At 44.3% G+C, this 24963-nt stretch carries 20 protein-coding genes; 2 read left to right on the top strand and 18 right to left on the bottom strand.

What is annotated here, in order from left to right; translation table 11 throughout:
* Positions 1–103: 103 nt before the first annotated feature.
* The 9 genes from ACPEIW_RS02995 to map all read right to left on the bottom strand — a co-directional run bounded on the left by ACPEIW_RS02995 (position 104) and on the right by map (position 9945).
* Positions 104–925: an amino acid ABC transporter ATP-binding protein gene (locus tag ACPEIW_RS02995; RefSeq protein WP_415688347.1), complete on the bottom strand. Its 822-nt coding sequence runs from the start codon at positions 923–925 to the stop codon at positions 104–106.
* Positions 926–1008: 83 nt separating this feature from the next.
* Entirely contained in the window at positions 1009–2004 is a 996-nt protein-coding gene (locus ACPEIW_RS02990) for an amino acid ABC transporter permease (protein WP_425664305.1), read from the bottom strand.
* Between the two features lie 116 nt (positions 2005–2120).
* Positions 2121–3047 (bottom strand): ABC transporter substrate-binding protein, encoded by a 927-nt coding sequence (locus tag ACPEIW_RS02985; protein ID WP_425664303.1) that lies wholly within the window; start codon positions 3045–3047, stop codon positions 2121–2123.
* 498 nt (positions 3048–3545) lie between these two features.
* Positions 3546–4034, bottom strand: a complete 489-nt coding sequence (smpB, locus tag ACPEIW_RS02980; RefSeq protein WP_004130644.1) for an SsrA-binding protein SmpB — start codon at positions 4032–4034, stop codon at positions 3546–3548.
* Positions 4035–4087: 53 nt separating this feature from the next.
* Complete coding sequence (locus tag ACPEIW_RS02975; RefSeq protein ID WP_425664390.1) at positions 4088–5404, bottom strand: CHAP domain-containing protein; 1317 nt, start codon at positions 5402–5404, stop codon at positions 4088–4090.
* 205 nt (positions 5405–5609) lie between these two features.
* Positions 5610–6533: a permease-like cell division protein FtsX gene (gene ftsX, locus ACPEIW_RS02970; RefSeq protein ID WP_032812849.1), complete on the bottom strand. Its 924-nt coding sequence runs from the start codon at positions 6531–6533 to the stop codon at positions 5610–5612.
* Complete coding sequence (gene ftsE, locus ACPEIW_RS02965) at positions 6533–7831, bottom strand: cell division ATP-binding protein FtsE (RefSeq protein ID WP_016785908.1); 1299 nt, start codon at positions 7829–7831, stop codon at positions 6533–6535. The genes ftsX and ftsE overlap by 1 nt, the downstream gene beginning before the upstream one ends.
* Positions 7832–7942: 111 nt before the next feature.
* The gene (gene prfB, locus ACPEIW_RS02960) at positions 7943–9064 is read right to left on the bottom strand and encodes a peptide chain release factor 2 (protein WP_248899214.1); all 1122 of its coding nucleotides are present in this window, start codon (positions 9062–9064) and stop codon (positions 7943–7945) included.
* A 107-nt stretch (positions 9065–9171) separates the two neighbouring features.
* Positions 9172–9945, bottom strand: coding sequence for a type I methionyl aminopeptidase (gene map, locus ACPEIW_RS02955; protein ID WP_016785904.1), 774 nt, complete (start codon positions 9943–9945; stop codon positions 9172–9174).
* Positions 9946–10036: 91 nt separating this feature from the next.
* Between map and ACPEIW_RS02950 the strand changes: the two genes are divergently transcribed.
* The gene (locus ACPEIW_RS02950) at positions 10037–12169 is read left to right on the top strand and encodes a M13 family metallopeptidase (protein ID WP_425664299.1); all 2133 of its coding nucleotides are present in this window, start codon (positions 10037–10039) and stop codon (positions 12167–12169) included.
* Between the two features lie 154 nt (positions 12170–12323).
* Here ACPEIW_RS02950 and ACPEIW_RS02945 read toward each other — a convergent pair whose 3' ends face one another.
* Positions 12324–13535: a CAP domain-containing protein gene (locus ACPEIW_RS02945; RefSeq protein ID WP_422113010.1), complete on the bottom strand. Its 1212-nt coding sequence runs from the start codon at positions 13533–13535 to the stop codon at positions 12324–12326.
* A 390-nt stretch (positions 13536–13925) separates the two neighbouring features.
* On the opposite strand from ACPEIW_RS02945, the gene ACPEIW_RS02940 reads away from it, so the two are divergent.
* Complete coding sequence (locus tag ACPEIW_RS02940) at positions 13926–14525, top strand: single-stranded DNA-binding protein (protein ID WP_425664297.1); 600 nt, start codon at positions 13926–13928, stop codon at positions 14523–14525.
* A 192-nt stretch (positions 14526–14717) separates the two neighbouring features.
* Here ACPEIW_RS02940 and ACPEIW_RS02935 read toward each other — a convergent pair whose 3' ends face one another.
* From ACPEIW_RS02935 to prfA, 8 genes are all read right to left on the bottom strand, one after another.
* Positions 14718–16547: a proline--tRNA ligase gene (locus ACPEIW_RS02935; RefSeq protein WP_425664295.1), complete on the bottom strand. Its 1830-nt coding sequence runs from the start codon at positions 16545–16547 to the stop codon at positions 14718–14720.
* A gap of 368 nt (positions 16548–16915) precedes the next feature.
* Entirely contained in the window at positions 16916–18364 is a 1449-nt protein-coding gene (locus ACPEIW_RS02930) for a PIF1 family DEAD/DEAH box helicase (RefSeq protein WP_425664293.1), read from the bottom strand.
* A 75-nt stretch (positions 18365–18439) separates the two neighbouring features.
* Positions 18440–19147, bottom strand: a complete 708-nt coding sequence (gene orn, locus ACPEIW_RS02925; RefSeq protein WP_004126163.1) for an oligoribonuclease — start codon at positions 19145–19147, stop codon at positions 18440–18442.
* A 209-nt stretch (positions 19148–19356) separates the two neighbouring features.
* A complete protein-coding gene (guaB, locus tag ACPEIW_RS02920; RefSeq protein WP_425664291.1) occupies positions 19357–20901 on the bottom strand; it encodes an IMP dehydrogenase in 1545 nt (514 codons plus the stop codon).
* Between the two features lie 123 nt (positions 20902–21024).
* On the bottom strand, positions 21025–22140 hold the full coding sequence (locus tag ACPEIW_RS02915) for an MraY family glycosyltransferase (RefSeq protein WP_425664289.1): 1116 nt from the start codon (positions 22138–22140) through the stop codon (positions 21025–21027).
* A complete protein-coding gene (locus ACPEIW_RS02910) occupies positions 22137–22814 on the bottom strand; it encodes an L-threonylcarbamoyladenylate synthase (RefSeq protein ID WP_425664287.1) in 678 nt (225 codons plus the stop codon). Before ACPEIW_RS02910 ends, ACPEIW_RS02915 begins: the two co-directional genes overlap by 4 nt.
* A gap of 2 nt (positions 22815–22816) precedes the next feature.
* The gene (gene prmC, locus ACPEIW_RS02905; RefSeq protein ID WP_425664285.1) at positions 22817–23731 is read right to left on the bottom strand and encodes a peptide chain release factor N(5)-glutamine methyltransferase; all 915 of its coding nucleotides are present in this window, start codon (positions 23729–23731) and stop codon (positions 22817–22819) included.
* A 66-nt stretch (positions 23732–23797) separates the two neighbouring features.
* Positions 23798–24895: a peptide chain release factor 1 gene (prfA, locus tag ACPEIW_RS02900; protein WP_004132881.1), complete on the bottom strand. Its 1098-nt coding sequence runs from the start codon at positions 24893–24895 to the stop codon at positions 23798–23800.
* Positions 24896–24963 lie beyond the last annotated feature (68 nt).

The following is a 24963-nucleotide window of genomic DNA, read 5'->3' as shown; positions in this document are numbered from 1 at the left end:
CTAATCAAAATAAAAAGGCTGCAGCAAACACCACAGCCATAAATTATTCATAATTTTACACAAAATACTTTAATTTTTACGTATTTACATTTATATGTTAGGCTTACAAAACGTTGTGCAGAAAATCCTTGAACCTTTCAGTTTGAGGATTATCAATAATCCCAGACGTTCCACATTCAACAACTTTTCCGCCGTCCATAAACACAACTTGATCTGCAACTTCTCTAGCAAAACCAATCTCGTGAGTTACAACAATCATTGTCATACCATCGTTTGCCAAGTCGCGCATAACATTAAGCACTTCTCCAACAAGCTCTGGGTCTAGCGCAGACGTAGGCTCATCAAAAAGCATGATTTCTGGCTTCATAGCAAGCGCGCGAGCAATAGCCACTCGCTGCTGCTGACCGCCCGAAAGTTGAGAAGGATAATGATCTACGCGGTCTGCCATCCCAACGCGCTCAAGCTCTTTAACCGCTAAATCGTGCGCTGCAATTTTATCCATGTGCAAAACGTGAACTGGCGCTTCCATAACGTTTTCAATAGCAGTCATATGTGGAAACAGGTTAAAACGCTGGAACACCATTCCAAGCTTTGCGCGCTGCGCTGCAATCTCTTTATCGTTTAACGCTTGCAAAACCTCTTTACCCTTACGAACAACAGTTTTTACGCCAATGCGCTCGCCGTAAATCGTAATTTTTCCAGATGTGATTGTTTCAAGCTGGTTCACTAATCGCAGCAAAGTTGACTTTCCGCTTCCCGAAGGCCCAAGTATAACTGTTACACTTCCTGGCTTAACAGTCATATCAATTCCCTTAAGAACTTGCAAATTGCCGAAGGACTTGTGTAAATCCTCTATGACTACTGCTGGAGTATCACTTTTAGTAACATTTTGGCTTTGTGTATCAACCGTTAAAATATCAGTCATTTTTCCTCAAATCTAATAAAAACTAATGGAATTTTATCATTTATAATGCACTTATTTATGCTTGCATTATGCAATCAATACAACTATGCGTTAAATCCAAGCATTGTTGCATTATTGCGACCATTTACCGCATCGCTAGCAGCTTTAATGGCTTTATCTCCACGCTTTGCAGCATTTGAGTTGATTTGCGTATTTTTTACAATGTCTTTTGCTTCGAATCCTTTACCAAAATGCTTTTCTAACATAACCTGCAAAACCATCAAAACAGACGTAATCACCAAATACCAAACACTAGCAACAATAAGAAGCGGAATCGGCTTATAAATACGATTAGCAACAGCATTAGTAGCAAACTGAAGCTCCAAAGTAAAAGGAACAGCCAAAACCAAAGACGTAGTCTTAAGCATACCAATAGTCTCATTACCCAAAGGCGGAACAATAATACGCATAGCCTGAGGCAAAACAACCCTACGCATAGTCAAAGACCTACCCATACCCAAAGCCTGAGCAGCCTCAACCTGACCAGCATCCACAGCCTCCAAGCCAGCACGAACAATCTCCGACAAATACGCAGCCTCATTAAGAGACAAACCAATAACAGCAGCATTCAAAGAAGTCATAACAACATTAGAATCAATCGAGAAAAACTCAACAGACGTAAACGGAACACCCAAACTCAACTTAGGAACAAGAACCGCAAACATACCCCAAAAAACAAGCTGCGTATAAACAGGCGTACCACGGAAAAACCAAATAAAGAACCAGCTCACACCACGTAAAACAGGATTAACACTCTTACGCATCATAGCCAAACAAACAGCCAAAACAATCGCAATAACCATAGAAAGCAAAGTCAACAACAAAGTCCAACCAATACCAGCAAGAACGTTGTTGCTTATAAGATAAATTCCAACAACATTCCACTCAAATCGCGGATTAGTGACTATAGAATAAATCAGTGAGCATGCGATTATTGCTACGATTATGCCAGCTACGATTGGTCCAGGATTTTTAACTGGCAAAATGCGCTCGCTTCCTTGCGAATTTTGCAAAGGCTTTTTATTTAAACTGTTAAACATACTTTCTCCATAAAGACTTTAGGTTGCAACATATGCAAATTAATGTAGATTAAATACAAAAAATTGGCGTGCGATTTTACTTATGCAGTATCTACAAACGCACGCCAACTTTAAAATCATACTTCTGGGTTTACTTGCACTTCCTTAATAGCAACGTTTTCAACGCCCCACTTTTTAAGAATGTCTTTGTAAACGCCATTCTTCATAAGCTTATCGATTGCAGCCTTAATAAGCTTTAGCATCTTAGCATCGCCCTTCTTAACAGCTGCACCCATTGGCTCCGCGTCATCGCTGCTTTCTAGAATCTCTAGCTTTCCGCTATTCTTTATTGCAGCGTAACCAGCCACAGGAGTATCTGCATACATAACATCTGCGCGGCCAGAAAGCAAAGCTGTAGTGGCATCTGTTTGATCCTTAAAGCTTAGGATTTCAAGCGGCTTATCGTTATTTGCAACGCACTGCTTCTTGGCTTCTTCCATGATTGGCTCGCCAACAGTGCCAGTTTCTAATGTAACTTTTTTGCCGCAAAGATTCTTTGGATCCACATTAGTTGGATTGCCTTTACGAACTTCAAAAGATAAGCCAGCGTTTGCGTACGTTACAAAATCAACGGACTTCATACGTTCAGCGTTGACTGTAAAGCCAGAGATTCCAACGTTATACTTGCTTCCGATTGCTGGAATAATGGAATCGAATTGCGCGTGCATAATCTTGGCTTTTAAGCCCATCAGCTTTGCTAACGCCTTAGAAAAATCAATCTCGTAACCGACTGGGGTTTTGCCATCGGCAGCAAAGAATTCTGCAGGAGCATAGCTAACATTTACGCCAACAGTTAGTTCGCCAGTTTTTGCAACGCTTTCTGGAACAAGCTTTGCAATCTCTTCGTCTTTTTGAACTTTGCTTACATCGTAGCTGCGTGCCACATCTGGGTCTTCTGCTTTAGAATCAGCAGGGCCGCATGCGCATGTGCATCCAATCAATGCAAGAGTTGCAATTGCAGCAACTGGCTTAGCGAACATAAAAATCTTATTTGACTTAAGCATTTTCTTCTCCTGTTCAATCCTTCAGTTTTAAAGAATGAATAACTTATAATTTACAGTGATATGCATAACTATACACGATATCGCTACTAAATTGCGATTATTAAAATACAAAAACTGAATATTCATAAATTGCCATACACGCATATGTTAAAAATTAGCAAAAAATAACGAATTACAAAATCAAAAAGCCGTATATTATTCGTAAAAATGAATAATATACGGCGTGTCGTTATACAATCGCACTACATGGCAGGTCGTCGCGCCCGAGCAACACCAAGTAAGTGGAATATGCGCGTATTATTTTCCGCACTTTGTACGTAATTTAGGTCAAATTTGGTACAAAACCCGTCACATCGTTCGCGCGGTCTAAGCGCGCGAACGTCTTCGCCGCACGTAAAGTCCACTGGACTTTACGTTTGAGCGGCTCAGCAAATCGAAGTGCATTCGCGCGCTACGCTCTAAGCGCTCATGCAAGTCGATTCGCCCGCGCAACATCAATCACCTAGATTGCATATTCTTGTATCGCATAGCGCGCAAAGCCTCGCGCTTATCTTGTTCTTCGCGCAACGCTTGTCGCTTATCGTACTCTTTTTTGCCTCGCGCCAAAGCAATCTCAACTTTAGCGTAGCTGCCCTTAAAATAAATCCTCAAAGGCACAATCGTATAGCCTTTAGCTTCAATCTGCCTAGAAAGCTTAGCAATCTGAACAGCATGAAGAAGTAACTTACGCTTACGCTTAGGCGCATGATTATTCCACGTTCCATTTAGATACTCTGGAATATTTGCGCCTTCTAGCCAAATCTCACCACGTCTATCAATATTTACAAACGCTTCAGCTAAAGAAGCTCTGCCTTCTCGTAAAGACTTAACTTCGGTTCCAGTAAGCGCAATACCTGCTTCGTAGCAATCTTCAATCGCATAATCGTGATTAGCTTTTTTATTTCTTGCAACAGTTAAAGTACCATCTGAACCAGGTTTTTTATCCAAACTACACCAACCTAAATCGAATCATACCTAAATCAAATCATAAAAATTAAAAATTAATAGTGAACGTACTCATAGTTTCCAGCATTTCCGATAGTCCTATAAGATGGGAAAGTTGCAAACCCAACACCACCTTCAGATATAAGCACGGAGCCATCGGAATTTACACGCTCAACAACAGCAACATGGCCGTACGTAGGGTCGGACCCAGCAGCACCTCTAGAAAACACCATAACGGCACCAACGTGTGGAGTGCGATTTACAAGATAACCGAGTCTGCGCCCAGAATTTGCCCACTCTGCGCCGTTTCCCATAAATGATCCAACAGGCAAACCAAGCTGCGACCTACGCAAATATGCCCAAAGCGTGCACTGGCGAGCAGGGTATGCAGAACCTCCAGCAGTATTACCAGTATTATGACCGTAGCAATTACCAGAACCAGCAGGGCAATTGCCAGGAACTGAGTAATTCATGCCACTTGCAGCACCATTAGAAAGAGGCAACGCAGGCAAATAAGGCGCACTCCAACCACCACCGCGTATTTGTTGGCGATTAGCATTTGGATTCATGCGAGCTGCAGCAGACGCAGCCAAAGCCCTAGCTTGAGCGTCGATTTGAGATTTTAACGCAACGATTTCTGCAGCCTCACGAGCAGCACGAGACGTAAGACTGTTCTTTTGACTTTCCAACTGCTTTCTAAGAACACTTCCCTGGTCTCGCAAATTTTGCAAAGAACGCTGCTTATCTACAGCAGCTTTTGCTGCAGCTTGCGCGCTTTGTGCCTGGTCTTGAGCTTTTTGCTTTAATTTTTGAATCTCATCTTCTATAGCAGCCAAACGCTGACGCCTATTCATTGAGTTGCTCAAAGTAACAGCAGCATCGTTAGCAGCATTCGCCTCACTACGAACAACAGCAGCTTCCGATTGAAGTTTTCCAACAAATTGCTCGGTAGTTGTTGAATTGGTTACCATAGCCATTACGTTAGAAGCGTTTGAACCGTGGAAACTTTTTCGCGCAAGCTGGGCCACAGCAGCCTTTGCGTCGTCAAAATCTTCGCCAGTTTTTTTAATCTTTTCTTCCAAATCGCGCTTATCTTTTTGAGCAGATTGCAAACGTTGATTTGTTGACTCAACAAGACTCATTGCTTGTTGCGCTTGATCTTGAGCCTGTTGAGCTGCTCGAATCTGGTTTGGAATTTGATGCTCGTTAAGATCATTAAGCTCTAAAATCTTATCTGCAAGCTGCTTACTAACTCCAGCCAATTGCTTTTTAAGAGCCGCATTACTTTGCACTTTTCTGTTGTAATCTTGCATTGTTACAGCATTCGCACGCAAAGGAGTATACGCAAGTAGAATAGTAAATGCAGAAAGCATAAGAACGCTTAGCGCAATCACGCTAGTAACAACGCGTTTAGAATAGTAAAAATAGCATCCTTTGCTTTCAAACTTTCTACCCAACTTGCTTTCCTTTCAACCTTTACAAGCACTAAAGCGAATTATACATTGAAAATCTTATTAATCGTAAGCGTTTCAAACCAATCTTAAGTTTTATATCACTTATATTTATATTTAAGACGATTTACGCTTGCAAATATCGTCTCAAAGCAAACGCGGAGGCGATTATTGAAAGCAAAACAGCTCCAATAACCAACGCTGGAACAGTCATCCAAACAGTTGCTTGATTAACAAACGGCATCCAACGAACGTTTTGTGCAAGCCAATCCGTAATAAACACCTTAACAACAATGCTTAGCGCGCACCCAGATAGCAAAGATCCTATAAGAGAAGCAAACGCTCCCTCTAAAATAAACGGCATGCGAATCGTCCAATTAGAAGCGCCAACAAGTCGCATAATCTCTGTCTCTTGCTTTCTAGAAGCCGCAGACATGCGAATCGTAGTACCTGTAAGCATAATCGCAACAACAACCATAACTGCAGCAAGCACAATAGTCACAGCTGTTGCGTGATTCAAAACACTAAACACGGGGTCAAAAATCTGCCTTTGGTCCACAACTTCTTCTACGCCTTCACGACCAGAAAGAACCTCGGAAACAACTTGATATTTTGTTGGATTTGTAAGCTTTAGTCGCAAGGAATCTTGCATATCTGCAGCTGTTAAAGTGCGGCCTTGATATAAGCCATTAGGATATTGCTTAAGAAAAGTGTTTTTGTAAAACTCACTTCTGCTAACGTAAGTTATGTTTGAAACGTCTGAGCCAAGTTCTTGGTTAATAATGTTTTCTAACTTTACGATTTCGCTCTTTGTTGGAGCTTTTCCAGAAGCGCAAGACGCTGCCTGACTCGTACCATCTGGGCAAAGCCACGCAACCACTTCTACTTTGTCGTACCAATCGCCCTTAGCTTTTGTGATTTGTGCTTGCATAAGAACAGATGCGCCTATAAACAAGAACGATATGAAGGTAACGAGCATTACCGAAATAATCATAGAAACGTTTCTGCGTAAACTAATCCACGTTTCGGAGAATATGAATCGCAATCGCATTACTCGTCTCCTTCGTTCTTAAGATTTTCGCTATTATTCACTTCTGTTTTATTCTCTTCGCTTTTATTCGCTTCGGTTTTATTTACTTCAATATCGCTAGCTTTGCTATTAGAGCTTGTTTCATTCGACTCGTCAACGCTACTGGCATCACCATTATCTTCTGACTTTTTTGCAGGAGGAGCAGGCGGAATCGAAAGCCCACGCCCCCAAGTCATAGTTGTTTCTAAAGGCTGAAAAACCTCGCCATATCTACCCGTTCTGCCAGAATGAACAGATTGCGCAAGACGAGCAATGCCCTCATTCTTTTCGGACCCATTTTGCAAAGTTTGAGCAACAGCATCCATTGCCTTTTTTGCTTGAACTGCACGCTTTGCACGTTTAGACATAAAACGATAATTTTCTTGCGACTCGTCAAAACCATTTGCATTTATAGGCGATTGACTATTAGCATTTGAGCTAGATTCGCCATTTGATTCGCCATTTGATTCGCCATTTGAACCGCTCTTAGAATCGCCCTTAGAATCAGCAACAGCAGCACTAATGGAGTCTCCTTCTACAGCTTGCTGAGCTTTCGACTTTTGCTCAACATCTGCGTCTGGGAAGTAAAGCGCAGAATCGTAAGAACCCTCGCGCTCATCTCGCACAATATGACCAGAATGAAGCTCCACAACGCGCTTTCGCATAGAGTTAACAATTTCCTCATTGTGCGTAGCCATAACAATCGTAGTACCCGTGCGATTAATAGCGTCCAAAACTTCCATAATTCCAAGAGAAGTTGTAGGATCCAAGTTTCCAGTAGGCTCGTCTGCAAGAAGAATTTGCGGATGATTAACGTACGCGCGCGCAATGGCAACTCGCTGAGCCTCACCACCCGAAAGCTCGTGCGGATAATTATTCTCTTTGCCTGTTAAACCAACTGTTTCCAAAACTCGCGGAACAAGCGACTTAATCGTAGAGCGGCTCGTGCCAATAACCTCTAGTGCAAAAGCCACATTTTGATACACAGTTTTATTATTAAGCAGCTTATAATCCTGAAAAATAAAGCCAAGTGACCTTCTATACTGCGGAACCTGGCGATTTACCAGTCGCCTCAAGTCGTTGCCAGCAACGTGAATCTCGCCTTTTGTGGCTTCTTCTTCTCGCAAAAGCAAACTCAAAAGCGTTGTCTTACCAGACCCAGAAGCGCCCACAAGAAACACAAAGTCGCCGCGATTAACGTCTAAAGAAATATCGTCCAAAGCGGGGCGTGTGCCCTTAGGATAAATCTTCGACACATGTTCTAGCGAAATCAGAGACATATCTGCATTTTCCTTTACGAACTATTGAACGATATTCTTTACTTTTTACTATCTTATAGATTGTTTTTGATTTTAGGCGCTTTACGCTAAGTCAAAACAACCTAGACGCAATTATCCGCGCTTTGCAGCAACTCGCTGCTCGTGCCTCCATCGAATGCCAGCTTCAATGAAACCGTCAATATCTCCGTCAAAAACAGCTTGAGTTTGCGAAGTTTCGTAGCCTGTGCGCAAATCCTTTACCATCTGGTACGGGTGAAGAACGTAGGAGCGCATTTGGTCTCCCCAACTTGCCTTAATATCTCCAGCAAGCTCCTTCTTTTTAGCAGCTTCTTCTGCATGCTTTAACACAAGCAAACGCGATTGCAAAACTGCCATTGCAGCGGCACGGTTCTGAATCTGGCTGCGCTCATCTTGCATAGAAACAACCAAACCAGTAGGCAAATGGGTAATACGAACAGCAGAATACGTAGTATTTACGCCTTGTCCGCCAGGGCCAGACGCTTGGAAAGTATCTACACGAATGTCGGAATCTGGAATGTCAATATGATCCGTAGCTTCAACAAGTGGGATTACTTCCACTGCGCTAAAGCCAGTTTGACGCCTGCCTTGATTATCGAATGGAGATATACGAACCATTCTGTGAGTTCCGCCTTCTACAGAAAGACGACCATACGCGTATGGAGCATCCACCTGGAAAGTCGCAGATTTAATACCAGCTTCTTCCGCATAAGACGTGTCCATCATCTTAGTTTTGTAGCCATTTCGCTCTGCCCAGCGCAAGTACATTCTAAGAAGCATTTGCGCAAAATCAGCCGCATCTACGCCACCAGCGCCAGATCTAATAGTAACTACAGCTGCTCGCGCGTCGTATTCGCCATCAAGAAGAGTCTGCACTTCCATATCGTCCAACTCGTGAGCAATAGCGCCAAGCTCCTCTTGAGCCTCGCTCATAGAATCGGCATCGCTTTCTTCTTGCCCAAGCTCAATCAAAGTTTTAGCATCTTCAATGCGTTGATCTACAGCTTGCAAACGCTTTAATTGAGACTGAGCTGCCGAAAGCTTACTCGTAACTTGCTGAGCATGTTCAGAATCATCCCAAAGTCCAGGCTCTGCAGCTTGCTTTTCTAAATCTGCAATCGTAGACTTAAGCGAATCAATATCTATTGCTTTAGAAATCGAAGAATACTTTGCTTCAACATCATTTAACGCTTGAGCAAAATCAAATTCCGCCATTTACTTAAAGTACCTCTTTATGTTTTATTATGTTCGTTTTACGCAATTACTATTTAACTTTTACGTTAAAGCTTTACGCAATTATTTACACATTTACTATTAAAAGTTTAGCGAACAGTCAAAATCTCTGGACCATTCTCTGTAATTGCAATCGTATGCTCGCTATGAGCACCGCGCGAACCATCTGCAGATCGAAGAGTCCAACCGTCTTTTGGATCTTGATAAATCTCGTCAGTAGTCTTTAAGAACCATGGCTCAATCGCAATAACCAAGCCTGGGCGAAGCTTGTAGCCGTGATGCGCTGTGCCATCGTTAGGAACGTGCGGATCGCCATGCATAATATGGCCAACTCCGTGGCCGCCAAACTCAAGATTTACGCTGTAACCATACTCGTGAGCAACGCATCCAACAGCTGCAGAAATATCCCCAAGACGGTTGCCAGGCTGAGCCATGTTAATGCCAGCCTCGAGTGCTTCCTCAGTGCACTTAATCAAGCGCAAATCTTCTGGATCTGCATGCTTTCCAACAACAAAGCTAACAGCAGAATCTCCAACCCATCCGTCAACGTTAATCGCTAAGTCAAGCGTTAACAAATCGCCGTCTTTAAGGTTGTAATCAAAAGGAACGCCATGAAGAACAGCATCGTTTACAGAAGTGCAAATGTAGTGCGCAAAAGGACCAGTTCCAAAATCAGGAGCGTAATCAACATAGCAAGAAGATGCACCTTTACGGCTCATAATGCGTTGGCGAACAAAGTCATCAATCTCAAGAAGATTTGTTCCAACTTTTGTCATTGCTTGTAAATCTTTAAGAATACTACCCACGAAGCGACCTGCAGGCTTCATAGCTTCAATCTCGGATGGAGTTTTAAGTTCAATCATGATTTAAGACTAACGCGCAGGCACGAAAATAGCACAAAATATGGCGAAAATACTAGCCAATGATGTCGCTTAATACTTGTAATCTAGGCACATGCCTAATAACAATGAAAATAATAATAAAGAATCGCAGAAGGAAATTTCTGCTGTAAATTTTGACCCAGCTTCCTTCTCTTCGGTTATTCGACCACAAGACGATTTATTCCGTTACGTAAACGGCCCTTGGATTGACACTTACACTCTTCCAGAAGACAAACCAATGTTTGGTGCTTTCTACAAGCTTGCAGAAGATGCAGAAACGCAAATTCGAGATATTTTAGAAAGCGAAGATTGCCCAGCCAAAAAGTCGCGAATCTTATACCGTAACTATTTAGATACTGCATCTATTGAAAAAGCTGGAATTACGCCAATTAAGAGCGATTTAGACGCTGTTGATGCAGCCAGCAGCAAAGAAGACTTAGTTCGCACTATTGCTTCTCTTACTCCATACGGCGGCCCAAATGCAATGTTTGCTTTTGGCGTATGCGGAGACCCTAAAGACCCTAAGACGAATATTATGCACATTGAGCAGGCTGGATTGGGCTTGCCAGACGAAGCATACTATCGCGAAGATAATTACGCTCCGATTCGCGCTGAATACGTAAAAATGGTAGCAAAGTTGCTGCGATTAGCAGGTTACGGAGATGCCACTACTACAAGCGAGCAATCGGAACGTTTCTTGAAGGTTGAAACACAAATCGCAAGCAACCATTGGGATAATGTAGCAACACGCGATTCTCAAAAAACTTATAATCCTTACGATTATGCGGATTTGGCAAAAACGCTTGAAGCGTTAAATCTTGACGCCTTCTTAGACGCTGCTCAAAAATCTTACGATAACTCGGAAGAAGCAAAGAATCAGCCAATAGATTTTCGTAAAGCTTTTAGCAAAGTGGTAGTTCACGAGCCAAGCTTTATAGAAGGATTGAATAAGATTTGGCAAGAAGCCGACTTAGAAGATCTAAAGCTTTGGGCACGCGTGCACGTGATTTTGTGCTGGGCAAGCATGTTAAGCGAGGACTTTGCTGGAGCTAGATTCGACTTCTACGGCAAAGTGCTTTCTGGTGCCACAAAGCCACGCGACCGCTGGAAGCGTGCAATCGGAGTTGTTGACGATGCTTGCGGCGAAGAAGTTGGCCGCGAATATGTGCGCTTGCACTTCCCTGAGTCTTCTAAAAAGTATATGGAAGGCTTAGTTAGCAATCTTATTAACGCATACCGCGTATCTATTTCTAACAGCAGCTGGCTTGGCGAGGAGACTAAAGCAAAGGCTTTGGAAAAGCTTAGCAAGTTTGAGCCAAATATTGGTTACACAAATCATTGGATTGACTACTCTGCGCTAAATATTAAGGAAGACGCTGGCTTAATTGAGAATATGCGCGAAGTTTCTCGATTTGTGTTTGGTAGGTATACTGCAAAAGCTGGAGAACCTGTGGATCGTGAAGAGTGGCAGATGACTCCGCAAACCGTAAACGCTTACTACGATCCACTGCTTAACGTAATCGTGTTCCCAGCTGCGATTTTGCAACCTCCATTCTTTAGCCCAAGTGCTCCAGACGCAGCAAATTACGGTGCTATTGGTGCAGTAATTGGCCACGAAATCGGCCACGGTTTTGACGATCAAGGTTGCGAATACGATGGCGACGGCGTGCTTAACAATTGGTGGACTGAAGAAGACAAAACCAACTTCACTGAGCGCACTAAAGCGCTTATTGAGCAATACAATGCTTTTACTCCAACGCAGCTTATTGTTAAATACTCTCACTTAAAGAGCAAAGAAGAGCGCAATGCAATGCCTCACGTAAATGGCGCTTTAACAATCGGCGAAAATATTGGCGATCTAAGCGGCGTAACTATTGCGCTTAAAGCGTACGCTTTTGCTTTGCAAAAGAGCAATGGGCAAGAGATTGACGGAAGCGACGATGCGATTCGCGAAACTTTGCTGAACGCTCCTAAGGTAGATGGCTTCACTGCTTTGCAACGATTCTTCTTAAGCTACGCGCTTGTGTGGCGTTCAAAGTCTCGTAACGAGATTGCGGAGCAATACCTTCAAATCGATCCACACTCCCCTGCAGAGTGCCGCACTAACGGCATTGCGCGCAACGTTGACTTGTTCTACAATGCATTCGGCGTTAAAGAAGGCGACGAGATGTGGCTCGACCCAAGCGAGCGCGTACACATTTGGTAAGTTGCAACATTTTGTAAGTCGCAAATAATATAAACAAATAATATAAACAAATAAGCCTGCAAACGTTTAATACGTAAGCAGGCTTTTTATATGATTCTTTTTATGTTTATGTGACTTGCTAATCAGACTAAATAATCAGACCAGCTAATCAAACTCACACGCCAAAGGCGTATGTCTTAACATCCGACAAGTTACCGTTCTGATCATATGCCTCAAAATGAGTCCAGTAGATACCTGGACGTGGGCTCCACAAAGCCCAAGGACCATCAAATCCTTCAACCCACTGCTTAGCGTTGTAATCGTAGATCTTAATCTTGGTAGAACCATTAGGATTATTAGTAGTTGCGCCAAGAAGAACACTATTACCCTGCCATGCAGCGTACGTTCCAGCAATAACAGTCTGGCTTGGAACCGTGTAGTGGAAAGCAATTGTCTTCTCTAAAATAACTTTCTTGGTAGAAGGATCGCGTACTTCGCAATGCAACCAATAGTCGCCTGGCCTTGTAACCCAAGAAGCCCAGTTTCCAGTACTCCAATCAGCAATAGTTGCCCACTGCTGAGTACTCAAATTGTAAGAAAGCCAACGATACTCAAGAGGCTTATCGCTATAGGCATTTGCGCCAACAGCAATGTCGTTGTCTCGAATAATCCACGCAAAATCAAGGTGAGGAGTGTTATCTAGCTTGCCATTTTGATAGTCGGTATCTCCAACATAATTTGACAAAGTTAAAGCAGATACTTTTCCGTGAGGACCGCCAGCAGCCTCGCCATAACCGAAGGAAATGTTTTCTGGGTTCAAAATTTGATATAAGTGAGCGTTATCACCATTTATCATGCCATTAGCTTGGCGCAATTGGGATTCCTCTTCGTTTGCCCAATCGTGCATAGATTCTTCTGGATCTTCGCCCCAAGCAAGGTTTTCACCCCAAGCCTTACGACCAGTGTAGTCTGGAAGGCTTACGCCATCTGGACCCAAATGATCAATCTTGCCATGCTTAGCAGTCTCTTCTGCGCGACGATACGCATCTTCTTCGTTTGCGCGATCGTAGCGAATACCATCAATATATTGCTCTTTTGTAAGACCCTTAGAAGTAACATAATCCGCAAGAGGCATGCCGTTCATAAGTGTAACGCCATCTTGATAATACTTTAAGCGCAAATTACGTATTTCGCCTAAAATGTAGCTTGCGACTTTATTGTCTTTAATCTGCCAATTTGTATTAACATTTGCAACGCTGTTATTAGGCAAATCAACCAATGTACTAGCAGATACTGCAGTAGATCCAATCATTGCTGCACAAGCAACAGCCGATGTTGCAACAGCCAGGCATTTCTTTACAGAAAACACATGCAACTTATTCCACATAAGTGTAGTCCTCTCTCGTATACGAACATAACTATCTCTTAGCAATTTTATGTTCAGCATTACAGTAAGTAGAAGTAAGTAAAATCTAGGCTCACTCTATGCTAAACAAAACAAAAACCGCTCCTTTAAGTATACCAATCTACATATATTTTTTAGACTTTTAATCCGATACTCGCTTTTGCATATTTTGTCAAGACTTTTTAATCAATGTGAATAAAACATAGGCTTTAACCACATTTATAAAAATATATTGCGCAACTATTTTCCATAATTCATAGTTGATTCTACTGCGGCGAATTTGCCAAAAGCCACGATAATCAACACGGTTTTGCGCGATGAACTTCGAGACTTAAATTAGTCGCAGTCCAAACTCTTGAAAGGTTGAAAAATATGGCACAGCAACAAGCAACATTAACAATCAGCGGATACGTTGGAAGCGACCCTGTAAACTTTAGTCGCAACGAAAACGCGCCCGCATGCTCGCTAAGAATCGGAAGCACTTCTTCTTACTACCATAACGAAGAAAAAGCTTGGAAGGAGCGCCCAACAACATGGATGACTGTAAAAGCGTACAAGTCGCTAGCATCAAACGTGTTAAAAAGCGTGCATAAGGGAGATGCAATCGTAGTTTGCGGAAATTTAAATACGGAATCTTGGCACAAAGATGGAGAAGACCGATCGCGAGTGGTTCTAGAAGCAACATCAATCGGACACGACCTAAATCGCGGAATCAGTGAATTTACTAAGACTTCGTATGCTAGAAACAGAAGCATTGCAAACGTAGAGTCTAAAAACAAAGACTATAGCGAAAATGGAGATAGTCAAAATCAAAACTTTGCAATGAAAAATCCAATGTCTTCTAAATCAAATTCTTCTATTCAAGATAATTCTCAAGAAGATTCTCAAGAAAATGAAGAGATAAATGATTTTGGAGGCCACTTAGATGAAGAAGAATACAACGATATTGAAGGAGGCGCCAATGATTTTTAGAAAAGTCTAATAATATTAAACATTAGACTCAAACATAGTGTTGTTTAAAATTTTACTACTGTTATTCATAGCAATATTGCCGCTGAAAATAATGCGCACACATGCAAAACATGCAAAGCATTATATCAACGGCAATATTGTTTTAATCGTTCAATTGTTTAATCGCTGATTAGTTGTTACAAATTATTGCGATTACAATTGCTCGCGAACGCGCTCTACAATGCGGCTAGCAGCCTCATCAACTGGAACTGCTTCAACATTTGAGCCATTGCGATTGCGGATTTCAATCGTACCATTGTTCACAGTATCTCGGCCAGCTACAGCAATCAGCGGCACGCCAACAAGCTCCGCATCCTTAAACTTTACGCCTGGAGAAACCTTTGGACGATCGTCGAAGATTACTTCGATTCCCTGCTTGCTAAGCTCTTCAACAACTTTCTCGGCAGCGTCGAAAGCAACTTGATCTTTGCCAGTAGCAACAACGTGAACTTGAGCTGGGGCAATCGCCATAGGCCATGCAAGGCCAGCATCATCGTGATGTGTTTCTGCAAGGCACGCAATAACGCGGCTAACGCCAATACCGTAGCATCCCATCCAAACTGGCACAGCTTTGCCGTTTTCGTTAAGAACGCTTAAGCCCAAAGCCTTAGAATACTTTAAGCCAAGCTGGAACACCTGACCAATCTCCACACCACGCTCAAAGCTCAATGGGCCAGAACCATCTGGGCTCATATCGCCATCGCGAACCTGTGCTGCCTCAACAACGCCATCAGCCTCAAAATCGCGGCCGTAAACAGCGTTGTAAACATGCTTGCCGTCTTCGTCTGCTCCTGTAATCCAGGCGCTTCCCTTTGCAACGTGAGCATCCATCAAGTAGCGAACAGGGCAAGCAATTTTGCTACCATCTTTGCGAGCTTGAGGACCTAACACGCCAGCGCCAATATAGCCCTTAACAAACTCAGGATGAGACTTTAAGTCATCCTCGGTTGCTTCTTCGATTTCTGCAGGAGCAAATTGAGCTTCAAGACGCTTCATATCTACCTGGCGATCTCCTGGAACACCAATAGCTACGATTTCGCGCCATGGCTCCTCGTGCTCGCCGCCGACAGCATCTGCAGGGTGCTTAACAGCAATAATCAAGTTCTTCAAAGTGTCGCTTGCTTGCCATTCGCGGCCGTCTTTGCGCGGATGCAAATCGTTAGAAACTTTAACCAAAGCTTCAATCGTCTTAGCATCTGGAGTATCAAGAGCTTCCATTTTAGGAGTTGCCGAGCAGTCAACCTCATGCATTTCTGGTGTGGTCAAAGCCTCAACGTTCCAAGCTTTTCCAGAAGGAGCAAGCGCAAAAGTATCTTCGCCAATTGCCATTGGAGCCAGGAATTCCTCGGAATCCGATCCACCCATAGGGCCAGAAACAGCATGAACAATCACATATTTAATGCCTAAACGGTCAAAAATTCGAGCGTAGGCAGCGCGCTCTTCAACATAAGCAGACTTCAAACCATCTTCGTCAATCGAGAACGAGTAAGCGTCTTGCATAATAAATTCGCGTCCGCGAATAAGACCTGCGCGCGGACGGAATTCGTCGCGATACTTCGTTTGAATCTGGTACAAGGTTAGTGGCAAATCCTTGTACGAAGAATACATATCTTTTACAAGAAGAGTAAAGACTTCTTCGTGCGTTGGAGCAAGAAGATAGTCGGCCTCATGGCGATCTTTAAGGCGGAAAATGTTGTCGCCGTACTCTTCCCAACGATTAGTAGCCTCGTATGGCTCGCGTGGAAGAAGCGCTGGGAAGTGAACTTCTTGAGCGCCAATACCGTTGATTTCTTCGCGAATAATCGCTTGAACTTTATTGAGTACCTTTAGACCAAGCGGCAACCACGTCCACACGCCTGGAGCAGATTTACGAATGTAGCCTGCGCGCTGCATAAGTTTTGCGGAATTAACGTCCGCGTCTGCTGGATCTTCGCGCAGCGTACGAAGAAACAGCTTAGACATACGAAGTACATTAGAACCCATGCGTTCCAATCTATTTGCGCACGAGGACATAAACACTTGTTTACGCGCATCAACAAAAATAAAAACACTTTACCGACTTTGTAGCTAAAAACGACGATTAGAGCTAGAAAAAGCGGAAGTATCGTTCGCACGGATTAGCCGTGCGAATGTCTTCGCCACGCAGAAGCAGTGCTTCTGCCTTGAGTGGCTCAGCGCTCCGAATTACCTTTTCGCGCTACGCTCTAAGCGAAAAGGCAGGTCGTCGCGCCCGCGCACTTTGTACCAAATTTGACCCAAAACACGTACAAAAAGCGGAATATAGATTATGTCGTTCGCGCAGATTAGCCACAAAACGCTCTAAGCTAAAAGGCATGTCGTGGCGCAAAATGCTAAAACTCGTCATTGAATCCAAACTCATCGTTGCTAGTACTTGCAAAAATATCAAGTTCCTGCTGACTAGCGAATTCGTTTTCTAACGTGTTTTTTACGAAAGAATTAGCACCACCGCTAGCAAGCAACTCACTAGCGCGTTTAGAAGCCTCACGCAAAGAGCCATCAAGAATCACAGCATCCGCGCAAACGCTAAACGCGCGGTCATTAATGCCCTCTAAATAAAGACCGCTCAAATTTTCCACGCGCGAAAGCGCAACATATCCCATTCCAGGCGCAAAAGTACGGCGCAAATCCATAACAGCACTATCAAGCGTCATACCTTGCGACTTATGAATCGTAATTCCCCACGCGCATCTAAGTGGCACTTGATTTACGCTAGCAAGAACCGTTTCGCCATCCGTCATCTCCCAAGCAGCAGGCTTAAGAGTAACAATATTGCCGTTTTCAAACTCAACAATCGGCCAGCCACCTTTGGATTCAGGCGCAAATCGCAATACGCGTCCAACAGAACCGTTCACATATTGCTTATCTTGGTCATTTCGCAAAGCCATTACAGCCGCACCAGCCTTTAATACAAGACGCTCAGGCGCAAGCATGTTCTTTTTTAAGCGCTCTACAAGATTTTTAGGGCCAGCTTCCGTTGCCACGAATTCGTGAGGCTCCGCATCAATCGCAGAAAGTTGCACATTATTTAAGCCGTCCGCTTGCGCGTTTGTTGGAAAAAGATGAACCGAAACTTCGCTATCTTGAGGATATTCGCCAAGTCGACTAGCAAGAACTTGCTTATCTTCATCGCTCACTATGCCACTTCGAATATCCGTTAAAACGCTAAGAAGCTTGCCATCATCTTGCCTGTGTTGCTCTGTTAAATAGCACACAACAGGTTTTAGAGAATCCCACGCAAACGATTCCGTAATATAGCCTTCGGGATTTTTGCCAGCAGCAGCATACTTTTCGCGCGATGTAATAAACTCGGGGCTAGGCTCGAATACGTCGCGATTTCGCGTAGACGTGCTAACTGGCGGCAGCTGGAAGAAATCGCCAGAAACCACCACTTGCAGTCCGCCAAAAGGCAAATCATTTTTGCGCACCTTGCGGCACACTTCGTCAACCATGTCGAAAAGCCAAGCGTGAATCATGGAAACTTCGTCCAACACAAGCACGTCTGTGGCTTTTATGCGCTTTCCTCGCCGAGCTCTAATGGTTTTAAGAAGCGAATCGGTAAGCGCGTTTGCAACGCCTGTTCCACTCCACGAGTGAATGGTTTGGCCGTTCAAATGCGTTGCTGCAATGCCCGTTGAAGCTGTTACTGCAACGCTTAAACCGTTCTCGCGCATTGAGCGCACAGCACGGCTTAAAACATACGTTTTTCCAGATCCAGGAGCGCCCGTTAAGAACACGCTTGCGCCCGCGTTTATTATTTCTAACGCTTCCGATTGCTTCATTGGCAGCACCTTTTATTTGCGCTATTTGCGCTATTTGCGCATTTACGTTTAATGCGTTTAATAGTCACGCTTTGTTTAATAATCGCGCTTTTCTGCGGAATTTACGTCTTCTAGAGCTTCGCCTCTGCGCTCGTAGTCGCGAAGCAAGCTCGTGCTCTCAATGTGTTGCGCTCCCGCTTTTGCCTGTGCTTCGCTTGGCCCTGGAGCTGGAACGAACATCATATCGCGGTAGTAGCGCAACTCGTCAATCGACTCAATAATATCCGCGAGCGCACGGTGGCCTCCGTGTTTTGCTGGCTTATTGCGGTAAACGTCTGGGTAAAGTCTGCGCGAAATCTCCTTCAACGTGCTTACGTCGATTACACGATAATGCAGATTTGCCATTAAATCTGGCATGTAGCGGTCGAGGAATTTTTTGTCTGAGCCAACGGAGTTGCCAGCAAGATGCGCTTTTCCGCGCTCTGGCAAAAATCGCTTTACGTACTCAACAACCTGCTTTTGTGCTTCTTCTAGCGGCAAACCGTTTTTATTCCACTCGTCAACAAGACCGGAAGACGTGTGCATATTGCGCACAAAATCGTTCATATGAGCCACAGCAGCATCGCTTGGCTTAATCACTAAATCAATTCCGTCATCTAGAACTTTCAAATTAAAGTCAGTTGGAACTACAGACACTTCGCATAATTCGTCGTGGAAAATATCGAGACCAGTCATCTCGCAATCAATCCAAATTAAGCGCGATTCTTCCGGCGTAAACGTAAGATCTTCCTTAGCTTCTGCCATTTTCGTTCCTTTCCTAATATTTTTTTGAACCCATCAGCCTACATCTTCCCTCAGACGAGGCGCGTATTAAAAACGACGAAAAGTTAGAAAGCAGCAAATAAGACTTAGCTAACTTTTCGCCGTTTAATGCAAAATTACTTGCGATTTATACGCGATTTAATCGCGACTTATACGCGACATATACGCGCAACTCGCGCACAACTTGCGACTTAGTTGTGGAAACCGCTGTAGTTTGGCGCTTCTGCAGTCATCACAATATCGTGAGGATGCGATTCCCTAAGGCCTGCATCCGTAATGCGAATAAAGCGACCGCGCTCCTGAAGCTCCTTAATGTTGTGAGCGCCAACGTAGAACATAGACTGATGCAAACCGCCAAGCAACTGGTAAAGCACAGCGTTAAGTGGACCGCGGTATGGAACTTCGCCTTCCACGCCTTCTGGAACCACCTTATCGGAGCTAGTAACATCTGCCTGGAAGTAACGATCCTTAGAATAAGACTTCTTACCGCGAGGCGCCATTGCACCAAGCGAACCCATGCCACGATAAAGCTTGTATTGCTTGCCGTGAAGCAAAACCTTCTCGCCTGGAGCTTCCTCACATCCAGCCAAAGTGCCGCCGAGCATAACGGTATTTGCGCCTGCAACCAAAGCCTTAGCAATATCTCCAGAATAGTGAATACCACCATCAGCAATGCATGGAATTCCAGCAGCCTTGCAAGCTTGAGCAGCGTCATAAACAGCGGTAAGCTGAGGCACACCAACGCCAGCAACCACGCGCGTAGTGCAAATAGAGCCTGGTCCAACGCCAACCTTTACAGCGTCAACGCCAGCGTCAATCATTGCCTGCGCACCTTGGCGAGTAGCAATATTTCCGCCAATAATTTGCACGCCGTCAAAAGCCTTATCTGCCTTAATTCGGCGAATCATGTCTAGTGCCAAGCGAGCTTCGCCGTTTGCTGTATCAACAACAAGAACGTCTACACCAGCTTCCATAAGAGCGCACGCACGTTGCCAAGCATCTCCAAGGAAACCAATTCCAGCAGCTACACGAAGTCTACCCTGGTCGTCTTTAGTGGCATCTGGGTACTGCTCAGTCTTAACAAAGTCCTTAACAGTAATCAAACCTGTAAGCTTGCCTTCGGCATCAACCAGCGGCAACTTTTCAACCTTGTTTTCCGCAAGCAAGCGATGCGCGTCTTCTTTAGAAATATTAGATGGACCAGTTACAAGATTTTCGCGAGTCATAACGTCTTTGACTTTCAAGCGATCATAATCCTCGGAAGCAATAAAACGCATATCGCGATTGGTAATAATGCCAACTAAACGATTTTCGCCATCCACTACTGGCAAGCCCGAAATATGGAAGCGCCCGCACAATTTATCTAAATCGGCGAGCGTTGCATCTGGGTGAACAGTAAGAGGGTCGGTAATCATGCCAGACTCACTGCGCTTAACAATATCTACTTGCGCAGCTTGATCATCAATGGAAAGATTGCGGTGAAGTACGCCAATTCCGCCATTTCTAGCCATTGCAATAGCCATATCCGACTCAGTTACTGTGTCCATTGCTGCAGAAATTGCAGGCACTTTCATAGTGATTTCGCGAGTGAGATGAGTAGTCGTATCCACTTCGGATGGAATTACATCGGTTTCGTTTGGAAGCAGAAGCACATCGTCATATGCGAGGCCGAGCTTTTCGAAAATTGGAGGAACAGGAGTATACGCAGATTGCATGTTCATATCAGTTGTAACCATAGAGTCACTATACGTTTTTGCTATGACGTTTGCAAAAGCCGCGTTTCATACACAATATTTAGTGGCGATTTTGATATAAAACTACTACAACGCTATTATCTACGATTATCTACGACTAAAGCACTACTCCACTTTTTGCGAATTTCGCAACTCTGGCAGTCGCCTGCGCAAATATGGCATCATTGTAAGAATTGTAAGCAACGCCGCCGCAATAATCATGCCAACAAGCACATAAACTGCTTTAAAGAACAGAATCATTATTGAGCCAAAAGATATGAGCGCCGCCCATCCCCACAAAATAAGCACTGCTCCTTGCACCGAGTGCCCAATACGCAACATTCTGTGATGCAAATGCATGCGGTCTGGATGCATTGGCGACTGCCCTTTTGCAAGCCTTCTGCATATTGCTAAACACATGTCTAACACTGGCAAAAACAGCACTAAAATCGGAAGCAAAATAGGCATAAATACTGGCAAATAGATGCTTGTGTGCACTGCAGATGGATCTAAGTGGCCTGTCATTATAATAGACGCGCAAGTTATTAAATACCCGATTAGCATGGAGCCAGAATCACCCATAAAAAGCTTTGCAGGATGCCAATTGTGCAAAATAAACCCTAAGCACATTCCCACCATTGCAACGTCTATAAGAGTTGCCATTGAAGCGTAGCTTGGAGATGTGCGCGCAAGAATATAAGAGTATGTTGCGAATGCGATTCCGCCAATGGCCACAATTCCAGAAGCCAGTCCATCTAGTCCGTCTACAAAGTTGACTGCATTAATTGAAGCCACGATTAGTATTGCGGTTATTGCGATTGAAAGACTTGGAGACGCTGTAACTAGAGAGCCGAGCGGCAACGCTACGATTTGCAATCCTCCCCACGCAACAAAAACAGCTATTAGCAATTGACCTGCAAGTTTTAGCATCCAATCTAAGTCCCAAATGTCGTCGCAAACACCCAAAAGGCATATGAGTACCGCTCCAGCCAAAACCACCCACGGCTGATGTGTTCCTGTAAAAAGCCCCGAAATAAAAGGCATGGAGCTTGCAAATGCCATTGATACAGCAAAGCCGAATAGCATTCCAACTCCACCCATACGGGGCGTAGGTATTGTATGCACGTCGCGAGCGCGCACTTTTCCAACGGCTCCTATGCGAATCGCAAGATGACGTACAAGCGGCATTATTAGCCACGTTGCACCTCCTGCGATTGCTGCTATAAATAGGTATACCCTCATTTCTTGCGACTTTCTGCTCTTATCTGTTCTTCACTTATAACGCCTTCGCGCAAAATCACGATTCCGTCCGCGTCTGCTGAATCCGCGCCAACTACCGTGCTTGCTACATGCGAGCGCGTTGGCCCAGCGTTTAAGTACAGTGGAATTTCGTCTCCAAAAGCCTCGAACGCTTCTTCCACGCTGTCTGCGCTCTCGTTTCCGCTGCGATTTGCGCTAGATGCAGCCAATGGCCCCGTAACACGCAAGATTTTCATTAGATCTGGGCAATCTGGCACGCGCACGCCTTGTGTTGCTTCACGTTGCGTTGCTTGACTTTGCTCACTGCTCTCATCTGCTTTACAAAGCGTAGCAAGCCTTGTAGCTACCGAATCTTTTTTTGCGCGCGCGATTGGCGAGTATCCGCCTGGCAGGAATTTTTCCGCAAGCACGTCTAGTGGGCTTGGCAAGTAAAGCCCAAGTTTTTCTAAGTCACTTACGCTGCTCATAAGTATTTGCAAGGCTTTTGTGCGCGGCCTACGTTTTAGTTGGTAGATTTTCGCCACTGCCGCCTCGTTAAATGGGTCGCACGCTACTCCGTAAACTGTGTCTGTTGGCACTACGATTACTCCGCCTGCGTTGATTATTTGCGCTGCAAGTTGCAATGATTCTTCGTTAATCGTGCAAATTTTACTCATTTTTAGCCTCTTTTTTGCATACTACAATTTTTGCATACTACAAATCTTGCTCTGTTTGTTAAGTCGTTTTTGACTTTTGCACTGCTAAATCCTATGTTTTTTGCATAATCTGCAAGCGCTTCTCCTTGCGTAATATCGTGTTCCATAATCATTATTCCACCCCTACGCAAATACGCAAAACTCGCTTTTACAATTTTTTGCGGTATTAGTAGTCCGTCTTTAGATCCACCATATAACGCCATTTTTGGGTCGTAGTCGCGAGCTTCAATCTGCTCTAGTGGCTTGCTTTCTGGCACGTATGGTGGGTTTGTGATTACTACGTCTACTTTCTCTTTAATCGCAGCTGTTTCAGGCAGATTAACTTTTGTAGCATCGCCTAATATTGCGTGATATCTGTTTGAAATATCATATTTTTCCGCGATTTTGCGGTAGTTTTTTTGCAAATATTCAAAAGCTTCTGGCGATTTTTCAACAGCCCACACTTGCGCGTTTGCAACTTCGCTTGCTACCGATAATCCAATCGCTCCCGAGCCTGCACACAAGTCTAAAACAATAGGATTTTTTAGATTATTTGCACGAATCCAATCTATTCCCTCTTGAACTACCACTTCTGTCTCTGGCCGCGGCACAAAAACGCCTTGCCCAACTATTAGGTCTATGTAGCGAAAAGTAGTGCATCCAATAATGTGCTGCAATGGCTCGCGCGAAGCACGTCTAGATATAAAATCGCTATATTTACTAGCATAATCGGGCAAAAAATCCTTAAAATCGCCAAGTATTAGCGCTTTGTTTAAGTCTGCTAAACTTACGCCACAAGCGTGAGCCAGCAGTAAACGTGCGTCGTATTCCGCCGACTCTACACCTGCATCTTCAAGTTTTTCGGCAGATGCGCGCAAAATGTGCAAAATTTCTTGCATTTTACAAGCCACGTGGTGATTTTACTTAGAGTACTTAGCTTACTTGGCTAACTTAACTTACTTGGCTTAATTAGCTTTAGCTAAGCGATCGGCTTCATCTGCCTGAATATCGCTGTCTATAACCGCTTGCAAATCGCCATTAAGCACCTGGTCAAGATTGTATGCCTTGTAGTTTGTGCGATGATCCACAATACGATTTTCTGGGAAGTTGTATGTGCGGATTCGCTCAGAACGGTCCAACGAGCGCACCTGCGAGTGGCGCATATCTGCCGCCTCCGCTGCCTCCTGCTCGTGCTTCATAGCGAGCAAGCGCGACTTTAGCACGCGCAAGGCCGCAGCACGGTTTTGAATCTGCGACTTTTCATCTTGCATGCTAACAACAATTCCAGTTGGAATATGCGTCATGCGAACCGCGGAATACGTAGTGTTAACGGACTGTCCGCCAGGACCAGAGCTCATGAAAATATCGATTTTAAGATCTTTTGGATCGATTTCGATTTCGTCATCGTCTTCGTCTGCTTCTGGGAACACGATTACGCCAGCTGCCGAAGTTTGAATACGCCCTTGCGATTCAGTTACTGGGATTCGCTGCACGCGATGCACGCCGCCTTCGTACTTCATGCTTGCCCACACGCCATCTTCTGGAGCAGGCGTGCCTTTTGCGCGAATCGCAAGCTGCACGTCTTTTACGCCGCCAAGCTCCGTCGCATTTTCGCTTTGGATTACTGTAGTCCAACCGCGCTTTTCCGCGTAACGCATGTACATACGCAATAAATCGCCAGCAAACAGAGCCGCTTCTTCGCCGCCCGTACCTGCTTTGATTTCCATAATCATGTCTCGCGCATCGTCTGGATCCCTAGGAATCAGCGCTGTGCGAAGCTTTTCTTTTGCTGCTGGAATCTGCTCTTCTAAATGTTTTGCTTCTTTTGCTAAGTCTTCGTCTTCGCTTGCCATCTCGCTAGCTACTTCGTAGTCTTCGCAAAGCTGCTTGTAATTTAAGTATGCGCTTACAATCGACCCGAGTTCTGCATGCCTACGACCGAGCTTGCGGATTGCGTCTGGATTAGACGCTACTTCTGGCTGCCCCATGCGATTTTCAATATCGCGGTATTCATTTAGAGCTGTAACCGCTGCTGGGAATTGCTCATCTATTGACTCGGCCATTTTGTTCCTTTATAGTCGCGCATAACGCGGATTTTGAATCGAAAAGTTAAATATTAAATTAAATATTA

This window comes from Gardnerella piotii, from assembly GCF_049815665.1.
Classification (GTDB): Bacteria; Actinomycetota; Actinomycetes; order Actinomycetales; family Bifidobacteriaceae; genus Bifidobacterium; species Bifidobacterium piotii.
This window is presented reverse-complemented; position numbering and strand designations above follow the sequence as displayed.